This is a genomic window from Photobacterium frigidiphilum, assembly GCF_003025615.1.
In the GTDB taxonomy this organism is placed as follows: Bacteria; Pseudomonadota; Gammaproteobacteria; order Enterobacterales; family Vibrionaceae; genus Photobacterium; species Photobacterium frigidiphilum.
Window position 1 is genome coordinate 273,190 of record NZ_PYMJ01000003.1, and the last position, 12,211, is coordinate 285,400.

At 41.2% G+C, this 12,211-nt stretch carries 9 protein-coding genes; 5 read left to right on the forward strand and 4 right to left on the reverse strand.

Features of this window, described 5'->3' with window-relative positions:
- Positions 1-4 precede the first annotated feature (4 nt).
- Positions 5-685 carry a hypothetical protein gene (locus C9J12_RS04870; protein WP_107241682.1) on the reverse strand — a complete coding sequence of 227 codons (681 nt, stop codon included), beginning with the start codon at positions 683-685 and terminating at the stop codon, positions 5-7.
- A gap of 169 nt (positions 686-854) precedes the next feature.
- Positions 855-1,811 carry a LysR family transcriptional regulator gene (locus C9J12_RS04875; RefSeq protein ID WP_227876273.1) on the reverse strand — a complete coding sequence of 319 codons (957 nt, stop codon included), beginning with the start codon at positions 1,809-1,811 and terminating at the stop codon, positions 855-857.
- A gap of 212 nt (positions 1,812-2,023) precedes the next feature.
- Between C9J12_RS04875 and C9J12_RS04880 the strand changes: the two genes are divergently transcribed.
- Positions 2,024-3,655, forward strand: a complete 1,632-nt coding sequence (locus C9J12_RS04880; RefSeq protein WP_107241703.1) for a glycoside hydrolase family 13 protein — start codon at positions 2,024-2,026, stop codon at positions 3,653-3,655.
- Positions 3,656-3,769: 114 nt separating this feature from the next.
- Positions 3,770-4,858, forward strand: a complete 1,089-nt coding sequence (locus C9J12_RS04885; RefSeq protein ID WP_107241683.1) for a tyrosine-protein phosphatase — start codon at positions 3,770-3,772, stop codon at positions 4,856-4,858.
- A 118-nt stretch (positions 4,859-4,976) separates the two neighbouring features.
- Here C9J12_RS04885 and glgX read toward each other — a convergent pair whose 3' ends face one another.
- The gene (gene glgX, locus C9J12_RS04890; protein ID WP_107241684.1) at positions 4,977-6,926 is read right to left on the reverse strand and encodes a glycogen debranching protein GlgX; all 1,950 of its coding nucleotides are present in this window, start codon (positions 6,924-6,926) and stop codon (positions 4,977-4,979) included.
- A gap of 536 nt (positions 6,927-7,462) precedes the next feature.
- On the opposite strand from glgX, the gene C9J12_RS04895 reads away from it, so the two are divergent.
- The 3 genes from C9J12_RS04895 to C9J12_RS04905 all read left to right on the forward strand — a co-directional run bounded on the left by C9J12_RS04895 (position 7,463) and on the right by C9J12_RS04905 (position 11,703).
- Positions 7,463-8,758, forward strand: a complete 1,296-nt coding sequence (locus C9J12_RS04895) for a carbohydrate porin (RefSeq protein ID WP_107241685.1) — start codon at positions 7,463-7,465, stop codon at positions 8,756-8,758.
- Positions 8,759-8,889: 131 nt separating this feature from the next.
- On the forward strand, positions 8,890-9,768 hold the full coding sequence (locus tag C9J12_RS04900; protein WP_107241686.1) for a MalM family protein: 879 nt from the start codon (positions 8,890-8,892) through the stop codon (positions 9,766-9,768).
- Positions 9,769-9,903: 135 nt separating this feature from the next.
- Positions 9,904-11,703 carry an alpha-amylase family protein gene (locus tag C9J12_RS04905; RefSeq protein WP_107241687.1) on the forward strand — a complete coding sequence of 600 codons (1,800 nt, stop codon included), beginning with the start codon at positions 9,904-9,906 and terminating at the stop codon, positions 11,701-11,703.
- 315 nt (positions 11,704-12,018) lie between these two features.
- Here the strand turns inward: C9J12_RS04905 and C9J12_RS31025 are convergent.
- A partial coding sequence (locus C9J12_RS31025; protein ID WP_227876274.1) for a hypothetical protein occupies positions 12,019-12,211 on the reverse strand: 193 nt, incomplete at its 5' end.

A 12,211-nucleotide genomic window follows, 5' to 3' on the forward strand; every position in this document is an offset into this window, starting at 1 on the left:
AATCCTATTGTTTTTCTGGCGTCATAAACGGATATTCAAATAATATAGTGATGGTGTCATCAACAACCGTGAACGTAGCAAGCTTATCTTCCTCACTTTCTAGATTTCCCTCCTCACCTATGTTGCGCCATAGTTTTATACTACGGTAACCCTTTTGATAAGCACGCGAGAAGGTAGCCTTATCCATCATTAAATATTTACGCTGTGCACTATAAGTAGCGCTATTGGCAAGCATAAACATCTGATCATCTAGAGTTTGGCGATCTAAGGTTTGTAATCCAGCCAAGACATCTAAATGTTGTCCATTCACCTCCAGATAGCTAAAAACATAACCATCACGACGTAAACTAGCAAGAAGTGAATTGTAGTTAATTAAGGTGAGTGGAGCTTTCAATTCAACATTTATTATTGTGGATAATGGCTTGGCTCCCCCTATTTCGATAGCAGTAGAAGTCAATTGGCTATAAACCACTAATGTAAGATCGTCGATTCCATAATAAGACGGGCTATCTAAGCAATACGCTTCGGCATTGTATAAATCGGAACACTCATACGCATTCGGCCGTGACGCAATTTGCTCTATATCGTCGGTAAAACCAATGTCATTAAATAGCGGTAAATACGATGCTGCATTTACAGTCGCACTGAATATGCCAACGGCTATGAATACGAATTGTTTCAGCACAGTTCAACCTTATTGATAACAAGAATAAATAAGCCATAGCCGCTTATCTTACATCATTCTATAACAACTATAAGGCTGGTTATAAAAGAAAAACCAGAGACGTAGCCTGTTTCATGCACAAAGCAGATTTACCATCCGACTGGATGACCTCATGACTGCTCTTTTGGGTTTATGCCTGATAGGGGCCATTCAAAATCAGCTGCTGCTTGATATCCGCAACATGGTCGACTAATAACTCATTTAAATGGTAGATCCCAACCGTGCCTTTTTGTCCTTCTTTTTTTAATGGGAGCGGGACAATGTTTACCTGTGCGAAGTAGTCAGTCATGCTCATTGGATAAGGCATGATTGCGGTTGTCGAGGTTAGCATATCGACACTGGCAGTCAGTGAGTTGATTTCGTAAACGATGCGTTCCGATACCTTTTGCCTATCTCTTTCTAGCTGTTTGGGCTGTGGGTTTTCTATTAGATGCTGGTAAGCTTCTGAATCTGGTGTTACCTGCAATAGAGGATAAAGCGCCATATCCTTTTCTTCCCGATGGTTCACCAGTAGTGGATGATTTTGGTGTACGAACATTGCTTCTTTATCTTGTAGAAGGGGGATGAATGTGACGTTACACCGACGAGATAAACCAACAATTTCATGACCAACAAAAAGATCGATTTGACCATGGATGAGCATATCCATCAGCTTAAGGTGGTTACCAAATTCAAGCTGAATAGAGATTGAAGGGTTGCTTGCACTATATTGCTGCAATGCTTGTTTTACAAAAATCTCCCACCATGCATCACCAGTACCCATTTTGATTTTTTCAGTTTTTCTCTCAATAAGATCAGCCATCTTATGCAGTAATGAGTCATGTCGCCGCTGTAGCTCAAGTGTTTGCTCTTGAAGGAGTAGTCCATATTCAGTGAGTTCAACCCCTTTTGATTTTCGGATAAAAAGAGGTACGCCAAAGCTTGCCTCCAGTTTCTTCATATTATTCGTTAGGGTTGGTTGGCTAAGGCCGAGATGATTAGCTGCAAGGCTAATATTACTTAGCTCAGCGACGACTAGAAATTGCTTGTAGCTTTTATTCATAAGGCGAGAAATACGGTCAATAAAGAGTTTGACGACAAGTCTCACATTTATTGAATTTGCCTGGCATCCTTATTGGTTTGAAATTGCGATCTCGATCTCCTTAATTATTGGTGATATAGGAAAAACCTATATCACGAGTTGAGTAGGGTATTTTAAAACAGTCAAACAAACGATTATGATATCAATATTAAAGATATCAATATTAAAGGTATCACTGTTTAACTGAAGCTTGTTTAAGGGAGCCTTTGTCCATGAAAATGACCCCAAGATGGTGGCATGATGCTGTTGTTTACCAGGTTTATCCACGCAGTTTTTGCGATTCAAATAACGATGGCATGGGTGATCTGCAAGGCATCATCAGCAAGCTTGATTACATCAAAAAATTAGGTGTTAATGTTGTTTGGTTGTCACCTGTTTATCGTTCACCAATGGATGATAATGGTTACGATATTTCTGACTATCAAGATATCGCCGCAGAGTTCGGTTCGATGGAAGATATGCAGCAATTACTTGCTGAGGCCAAACAGCGCGGTATTCGCATCATTATGGATTTAGTTGTTAACCATACATCTGATGAGCACCCATGGTTTATCGAATCACGTAAATCGAAAGATAACCCATATCGCGATTACTATATTTGGCGTCAGCCTAATGAAGATGGTTCAGTGCCTGATGATCAAGGATCTGTCTTTGGCGGTGGTGCTTGGGAATTTGATGACACCACGGGTGAATATTACTACCACATCTTCTCTAAGAGACAACCAGACTTGAACTGGGAGAACCCCAAAGTTCAAGAAGAAGTGCATAAGATGATGAACTGGTGGATCGATCAGGGTATTGGTGGTTTCCGTCTTGACGTTATTGATCTTATTGGTAAAGAAATCGATAAAAAAATCACGGGTAATGGGCCTCGTCTTCACCCGTTGCTGCAGGAAATGAACAAAGCAACGTTCGGTGATAAAGATCTGCTTACCGTAGGGGAAACGTGGGACGCGACCCCTGAAACGGCCAAGTTGTACAGTAATCCTGCACGTAATGAGTTTTCAATGGTTTTCCAGTTTGAGCATATTTCTTTGACTTGGAAGCATGGTGACAAATGGAATCCGATTGCGCTTGATCTACCTAAATTCAAGCATGCGTTAACTAAGTGGCAGATTGAGCTAGCTGATGAGGGGTGGAACTCACTGTTCTGGAACAATCATGACCTTCCTCGTGCAGTATCAAAGTTTGGCGATGACGGCCAGTATCGAGTTGAATCCGCGAAAATGCTCGCCACAACATTGCACATGATGAAAGGTACGCCGTATGTCTATCAAGGCGAAGAGATCGGCATGACGAATGTTGCGTTTGACAGCATTGATGACTACCGTGATATCGAAACCTTGAATTTTTACAAAGAACGTACAGAAAATGGTGTTGCGCCTGAAACCATGTTGGCAGCGGTGCATGAAAATAGCCGTGATAATGGCCGTACACCAATGCAGTGGAACAACAGTAAAAATGCGGGTTTTTCAGAGCAGCAACCGTGGTTACAGGTTAATCCTAACTATCCAGAAATCAACGTAGATGCAGCGCTAGAAGATCAGAACTCGATCTTCTACCACTATCAAAAATTGATTCAACTGCGTAAGTCATTACCAGTGATTGTACATGGTGCTTTTGAACCAGTATTTGAAGATCATGAACAGGTATTCGGTTACCTTCGTTCTGATTCCCAACATCGTTTGTTTGTGCTTAATAACTTTACGGGCGAAGAAGTCACTGTTTCTATGCCAGAGCCGCTTCAAACTGAACATGCCGAATGCATTATTTGCAACTATGAATCACATCAGCAGTTAAGCTCAACCTTAACCTTGAAGCCTTTTGAGGCTTTTGCTGTTTTGATTTAATTGTAACGCGTTAAGTTACCTTGTTTGATTATAGGTAACGGTTAACTCTCTTCATTGTCTTGGCTCTGTTCAATTGTTTTTGAACAGAGCCTTTTTTATTAGGAATAAGTCAATATGATGCATTATATATATGAAGGTACTGATGTGGTTTTTGATATTCCTCAGAAGGGAAAACACATCTACTTGATTGGTAGTTTTACGAATTGGCAAAAAAAAGAGGGATACAAATTCCTTGAAATAGATAATAAGCTCCTACTGAAAATAAGTCGTCAGGCAGTGAATAAAATCGGAAATTCTGGATATATCGAATATTATTTCTGGGATGACGAAAAAAAACAGCCTTTGCCATATAACGAGAACCACCCAGCCGGATACTGTTTTAATAATCAATTCAATGGTAGCTATAATTATTTATTACTGCCTGAAAATATCACGACTGATGATTTAGAGACAATTATCAATGATTGTGAGCAGTCATTTCGAATTAAAACGATGGCATGTGAATTTAAGTCTGATTGGGTGTTAGCTAATTTTAGAGAAGTAAACGGCGGAAATTTGGCGAAACAGACACTCTTTCGTTCTTACCATCCAGTTATTCCTTCAAGAGTTGGGCACCCCCAACTAAGAGAAATCGAAGCCCAACGTCAACAAATAGCCATGCGTTTACTTGAAATGAACAATATACGCACTGTCATCAATCTGTCAGAAACAGCGCAAGAACTTGATGAATACCTTCAGGCAGCCGAACCGAGTTACTACAAAACACTGTGGCTCGGTGAGAGCGTGATAAGTGTGCCTGTTGCTTATGAAACTGTGTATTTCATGTCTGATCGGGATGAGAGTTTTAATCCCGATGAATTGGGATTCCAGACTGGTATCCAAGCCGTGATTCAGCAGATTGCTGATCATCAGCCTCCTTATCATGTTCACTGCCGATTAGGTTCTGACCGGACAGGCGTTATCATTGCTTTTTTGCAGTTATTCATGGGTGCAGACAAGGCACAGATAGCGGATAGTTATTTGAAAACCAATCAGATGGCAATCGGTGAATATCGTAGTATTCGTTTACTGGAACATGCGCTAGAGCAAGCCTTGGGGGAGGAGTGTTTTGATAATGGCCACTCGATAACGCGTGATTATCTATTGTCTTTAGGGTTAGCGAGTAATGTCATTGAGTTAGCGTATAAAAACTTGGCAGCATAAATAATGCCCGAGGCGACGACGTTACATAAAAGATAACCCCAGTATCGCTAGTGATTCCTTATTAGAAAGCGTTTTTTTGCTCTACTGGGTTTATTCAATGAAATGTACAGATACGTTGCTACTCTCGAGAGAGTATTGTGATCGATTGGGTACTTTGCATGTAGGTGGTTTGCGTTTGACGGTTACCAAGAACAGACTCTGAGGTATCACATATAATACGCCATTTACCGCCAGCGGGTAAACGGTATCGTGTTGGAATTGTTGAGCTATTTATTAGAAATAACAACTCTTTACCATTTTTATATAGACCAAGATAGAGAGCAAAGGCTTCAAGGTTTTGCCAATCATCAGTGTTCATTAGTTTACCATTCGAATGGTTCCAACGAATGCGGTGGTGTCCACGTTCACGACCACTGAATGCCCGAATAAAGGGACTCATCACTTCTTTTCTGGCTTTTACCATTCCTGCTAGCCAGTTTTTGAAGCTGATATTATCAGGTGATAATATCCAGTTGGCCCAGCTTATCTCATTATCTTGGCAGTAAGCATTGTTATTGCCACCTTGAGTATGAGATAGGCTATCTACTGCAAGTAGATGAGGAATCCCAAAGCTAAATAGTAGCGTTGTCATAAGATTGCGTTTTTGACGTTCGCGCTTATACAGAACCGACAGGTTATCTGTTTTCCCTTCAACCCCGTGGTTAAATGAACGATTATCGCCATGCCCATCAAGGTTTCTTTCACCATTTGCTTCATTGTGCTTGTGGTTGTAAGACACAAGATCTTGCAGCGTAAAACCATCATGATAGGAAATGAAATTGACGGGTAATTTGTCTGGCCAACCTCCCGCACTGAAGAAATCGCGAGATCCCATTAGTCGAGTTGCGAATTCTTTGATATTGTTCTTATCGCCTAGCCAATGACTCTTTACGGTATCGCGAAATTTATCATTGCACTCGTTCCAGCCTCGCGGGAAATTACCAAGCTGATAGCCGTCAGGACCTACATCCCAAGGTTCAGCAATCAATTTTACCTTTTGTAAAATTGGATCTTGTTCAATGGCTTTAAAGAAGGCACTTTGGGAGTCAAAACGATGCCCGTTACGTCCTAGTGTTGCAGCCAAATCAAATCGGAAACCATCTATTTGGTAATGGGTTACCCAGTGTCGAAGAGTATCGATTACAAGGGTTAGGCTTGGCTGATAAGTAAGATCAACGGTATTACCACAGCCTGTGTAGTTGTGATGATTTTTATTACTATCAAGAAGGTAATAATGTTTATCCAAGCACTTCAAATGAAATTTGGGCCCACCTTCACCGCCTTCGGCAGTGTGGTTGAACACGATATCCATGATGACTTCAATACCTTCTTTGTGTAATTCCCTTACCATGGTCTTCATTTCTGTGACGGCATCACTCATCGCATAGCGCGGCTCTGGTGCCATAAAGCACAGGCTGTTATAGCCCCAGAAATTCACTTTATCCATCTTAAGCAAATGGGGTTCAGACATGCATGAAGTGACTGGGAGCAATTGTAGGCTGGTAATGCCTTGTTCTTTATAGAACTCGATTGCAGCAGGCTGGCAGAGACCAAGGTAAGTGCCTCGGTATTGCTCTTCAATATGATCTTGAAGCTGAGTAAAGCCTTTAACGTGCGTTTCACACAGGATGGTTTCTTCGTACGGTACCTGTGGAAAGGCGGTGTTTTGCCAATCAAATTGATGGTCAATAACAACAGATTTAGTGAATTTCCAGCTTTCTTCTGCCGTGAATGGCTCTACATAAAAAGGTATTTGATTGAGGGCCTGCGCATATGGGTCGAGAATTAATCGTTCATCGTGCTTGTCTTTAATTTGAAAGCCATAAACCTGTCCTGCTTTAATATTAGGAACGAAGGTATAGTGGATATCTAAGTGTTTATGGTCAAAGTCAATGATTGTTTTTTTATTTTCAATGTCGAATAGAACTAATTTAATTTCTTGGTTATCAGCACTGTGAATTGAAAAATTACAACCTTGATCACATAATGTAGCCCCTAAAGGATAAGCTTGAGCTAATTTCGCAAACATTGAGTCGTTCTCTTTACTTATTTACATATTTATACATGCTATTAAATAGTGAAAATCATCTCAGTCAAGAAATGTTTTTGAGAAAGATTAATTAAGTTACTGGCTGCTTCATTATTATTAAATACAAGTGACGAATGCTTTATTTTTATTTGATGTTTTTCTTACAAACATTAAGCTGATCTCTTTACTTATTTTTTATTTTTATAAGTGCTATTAAATAGTTATTGTTCGCTCAGTCAGTAAGATTTTTTTTGAGTTAAATTGAAAATTAATTAAGTAACTTAACATTCGTTTTTTATTATAAATAAGTGACTGATGTCTTACTTTTCTTTTGCATTCCGTATTTTTATTACGGGTATACGCCTAACCTTCGTGAGGCACGTCACGAAATACACTAACCTCCTAATTACTACGCCCCTCTACTCCTCCCTCTCATCCTGTTATTAGGATGATGTGTATAGCTGAACGAAAGCTGAATATTAGTCCCGAAAGGTTGCTAGATAGCAACCGACATAAAAATTAAAAGGGACATTCCTATGAAACACAAGTTAGTACCCGTAGCAGCGGCGATCTTTGCAGCATTAACTTCTTACAACGTAGCAGCTGAATCTGGAACTGATGTTCTGACTGACGGTTGGGAAGTACACGGTTACGGTTCTATGAACTTCCGTATGGTTGAAGGGGAGTCGGTTGATACTGAATACGGCAAGCCTGACTACAAAACTGCTGGTACACATGGTAAAAGTACTAACCAAGTTGAGTTCGTAATTAAGAAGCACACTGAACATCAAAATGGCGTATGGTCTGACTTCGTTGTTCGTTCAGAATACGGTAACGGTAACTCATATGCTTACTCTTCTTCAGGTAGTCAAAAAGATAACACGACTGCTCAGTTTGAAGTTAAAGAGTCATATGTAGAGATGGGTGGCATTTCATATCTTGGCGAAGACACATCTATCTGGGCTGGTCAACGCTACCTGAACCGTTCAGCAGGTATTCTTTCTGGTGAGTTCTGGAAACAGTCTTCAGGCGTTGGTGCTGGTGTTCAGACTAAGCTTGCTGGTAACACTGCTGGTCTTGCTGTTGTAACTGCTGATGCTGACGGCACAATCGAGCAAAAAGATGATGATGGCAACTTTGTTGAACGAAAGACATTAACATCTGTAGATTTCTACTACTATGGTGTTAAAGCACTTGGTGGTAGCTTTGATTTCGACTTGAAGCTAATGTCTCAGGCGAACCAGGATTCAGACTCTGACAGTGGCTTAGGTGCTTCGATCACTTATAACCGCGATTACTACGGTCTAGACGGTTGGACGCAAACTGCGATTGCTTATGGTGAAGGTGTTGCACAAAACCGTGGCGTAAACTTTGGTGGCTGGTCTGGCGGTGATGATAATGCAGAATCTATTTTCTTGACATCATACGGTGTGCTAAATATTAGTGATAACTGGCAAATGGGTTCTGAATTGACTTATTTTGCAGCATTAGATGAGTTATTTACTGCAAAGGATTTGAAGCGTTATATCGTAGCTGTTCGTCCTACTTACAAAGTGAACGACAATCTACGCCTTGAAATGACTGCATCTTATGGTCATGAAGAAGGTGCAGAAGGTTACTGGGGTCGTTCAGGCGATGCAGTTGAAAGTGACATCATTAACCTAGAGCTTGCATCTGTATTCACTGTTAATGCTGACTACTTTGGCCGTCCACAAATCAAACCTTATGTAAGCTACATCAAAGCGGACGATGAAGCGAGCGCAGGTATTATCGGTATCAAAAACGGCGATGACGAAGTTGTTGTTGGTGTTCACACTGAAATCTGGTTCTAAACCGATTAGTGTCAAAGGCAGCCTTCGGGCTGCCTTTTTGAGTATATATCTATTAGATTCTGCTGTAGATTTAATGAGATACGAATAGCTATATACCCATAATAATCTAATAAGGGTACGGGAGTTCAAAGATGAAATTGATAAAAACAACATTAGCTGCACTACTTGCAGCAAGCCTGTTGGGCTGCGCGGCTTCCCCGACAACAGAGATGGTCAAAGACGTTTCAATAACTGCGGCGACTTGTTGTAATTCATACAGTGAATTTTCCTGGATTCCGATGACGGACGATAGTGTCGACTTTGCTATTGATGAATATTCTCAGGTAGGTGATTTTCCTGAAGGTAAAAGTTACTTTGTAGGCTTCGTCATCCCCCAGAATGTGGAACGTATGAGTGTTGACCTGAAGAGTTGGATGAAGACAGCTGGAGTGTTTGCACCAAAAGTTCTTCTGTTGGATCCGCAGTTTCAGCCAGTGAAGATGATTGGATTGGATGAATTTGAGGCTAAGCCATCAAATATATTTAGCCTATCCAGTTATCAGCATCGTTTTGTAATGGAGCAGAGTAAGACGCCGTACATGGTGGTTTATTCACCGCAGGAATACCGTGAAGGGAGTATTCAGATCCCGCACCCTGAACGTCTTCGAGCTGAAGAACTAGGCCTTGCAAGACCAATGGTTACCGATCCTGTTATTCAGCATCAGAAGTTTGGCTCGTTAGAGATTGATCTAAAGCCACTTAACTTGCGTTCATACCGTGCGAATGAAGTGACGGCTGCTACGGCTGTTGTTGCGACTGCACCCGTTGCTGCTGCGGTATCAACAGCGACCCCTGCTGTCAAAACCAGCAACATAACCATGTTGCCAGAAACAGAGGCATTCTATAACGGCCAAATTAAAGCGGCTGTTGAGAAGAATGAGATGCACAAAGCCCTTCAATTAGTCGAAGAGGCCAAACGAGCTGGATCAAGCTCAGCTGAAACTACTTTTGTTGAACTAATCAAAAAGTAAACCTAAACATTCAAATTCATCAAGGTGCAGAAATGCCGAATCCTGCACCTTGATGTAGTTTGGAATACGAACTGGTATTCATCAGTGCGTTCTTTTCGCCTTCTTTTCCGTTTTAAGCCTTTTGAGTTTTAATTCATGACAGAAACAATTAAATCGAATGTACCTGCAAAGCATGTTGTTTATCAGGTTTTTACTCGCTTGTTTGGCAATACGAATACAACGAATAAGCCGTGGGGCACTCTTGAAGAAAATGGCATCGGTAAATTTAATGATTTTACTGATAGAGCATTAAGCGAAATAAAGCAGCTAGGTGTTAGCCATATTTGGTATACCGGCGTGCCGCATCATGCAGTCGTACGAGACTACAGTGAATACGGGATTAATTCAGATCACCCCAGTGTTGTGAAGGGGCGAGCAGGATCCCCTTATGCTGTTAAAGATTACTATAACGTTAACCCTGATTTGGCGGTTGATCCGGCTAACCGCCTCGAAGAATTCAAAGCGTTGATTGATCGCAGCCATCGTCATAGTTTGAAGGTGATCATCGACATTGTGCCTAACCACATTGCGCGCCGTTATCAAGGGATAACTAATCCTGCTGGGGTGGAAAATTTTGGCGCATCAGATGATACGACGTTGGTCTATCATCGAGATAACAATTTCTACTATATTCCTGATGAAGCGTTCACTGTCCCTGATGCTGAAAATGGTTATTTGCCATTGGGTGGCGAAGCGCATCCTGATCTCGATACGCCGTATGAAGAATTTCCTGCCAAATGGACGGGGAACGGTTCCCGTCTAGCAAAGCCACAATTTGATGATTGGTATGAAACCGTCAAAGTGAACTATGGCGTTAAGCCCGATGGTAGTAAAGACTTTGATGAACTGCCACAAGGCTTTAATAAGAAAGATCACACCGAGCACTTTGAGTTTTGGAACGGTAAATCGGTGCCTGATTCTTGGGTGAAGTTCCGTGATATTGCCTTGTACTGGTTGGCATTGGGTGTTGATGGCTTCCGCTATGATATGGCAGAAATGGTGCCTGTTGAGTTTTGGAGCTATATGAACTCCTCAATTAAACAGGTGAATCCAGAGGCATTTTTGATGGCTGAAGTGTACCAGCCTGACTTGTATCGTGATTATATTCATTTAGGAAAAATGGATTACCTCTACGATAAAGTTGATTTGTATGATGCACTGAAGCTTATTATGCAAGGCCGTGGCTCAACCGATACCATTGTTGAGGTACAGCAGCAGTTGATGGATATTGAACATCATATGCTGCACTTCCTTGATAACCATGATGAACAGCGGGTAGCGAGCCCAGAGTTTGCTGGTGATGCCAATAAGGGTAAGCCTGCAATGTTAGTGTCAACAACGCTCAGTACTTCACCGACCATGATTTACAGTGGTCAGGAAGTTGGTGAAGCGGGCGTTGAAGATGCTGGATTTGGCTTGCATTCACGAACAACTATCTTTGATTATTTTGGTGTGCCGAGTCATCAACGTTGGATGAACAATGGCGCGTTTGATGGTGGTCTACTGACGGATGAAGAGCGTGAACTGCGTGATTTCTATCAACGTTTATTGAACTTCTCGCTTACCAGTACCGCTATGTTGGGCGAATATCATGAAATTCACCGACATAACAGAGAGCACAGTGATACTTACAATGAACAATTATTCTGTTTTAGCCGTTATGATCAACAACAGAAGCTGTTAGTGGTCGCGAACTTTGCTGAACATGATCAGGGAATGGTTCAGATTAAGTTACCGTCATCACTGATCGATGCTTGGCAACTTGCTAATGGAGAATACACGCTTACCGAACAACTAGATGGTAATCACACTGTAGTGCTGTCTGTTGCTAATGGGATTGGTGAACTGCAGCTCTCTATTTCTTCGCTGTCTTCAATGATTTTGCAATTGAATTAATTTAGCTTGCGTTGCACTCCCGTGACGAAAATATGTAGAGCCGCTGAATATCAGCGGCTTTTCTATTTTTATAGGGCTATTTTTTTGTAGGAGTGGCATCGCTAGTTGGAAAATAGGGTGTGCACCAGCCACGGTCTTCTATATACCAAGTGCAGTGTCCAGACGCCATCGCTACGTTAGCAAAGAATAAGCTAATGGCAATGAGTAAAGCTTTTAACTTCATAATTACTTTCCTTATGGAAGTGGTCATTGCATACATATAGAACAGATTCTTTTGTGATTTATTGCACAAAAGTTTTTTCATAGGATTTAATTCTAGTCATAAAAAATATTTTCTGACGTTGATTTGGATAATTTATTTATTTGAAAAGTGAGTGTCACGACTGATGTTGAAAGGATTTCACTGCGTAATAATGAGTCTCTATCCAACATAATGTGTTCAGTTTCACAGAGTTGGACAAAACTAACGGGGGCGTAGGGAGGGGGATGATGCTCATTATACTGAGGG

What these genes read in the sequence shown, in the direction of transcription:
- C9J12_RS04905 (WP_107241687.1), top strand. Translation starts at nt 9,904, where the DNA reads ATGACAGAAACAATTAAATCGAATGTACCTGCAAAGCATGTTGTTTAT.
- C9J12_RS04895 (WP_107241685.1), top strand. Translation starts at nt 7,463, where the DNA reads ATGAAACACAAGTTAGTACCCGTAGCAGCGGCGATCTTTGCAGCATTA.
- glgX (WP_107241684.1), bottom strand. Translation starts at nt 6,926, where the DNA reads ATGTTTGCGAAATTAGCTCAAGCTTATCCTTTAGGGGCTACATTATGT.
- C9J12_RS04900 (WP_107241686.1), top strand. Translation starts at nt 8,890, where the DNA reads ATGAAATTGATAAAAACAACATTAGCTGCACTACTTGCAGCAAGCCTG.
- C9J12_RS04885 (WP_107241683.1), top strand. Translation starts at nt 3,770, where the DNA reads ATGATGCATTATATATATGAAGGTACTGATGTGGTTTTTGATATTCCT.
- C9J12_RS04880 (WP_107241703.1), top strand. Translation starts at nt 2,024, where the DNA reads ATGACCCCAAGATGGTGGCATGATGCTGTTGTTTACCAGGTTTATCCA.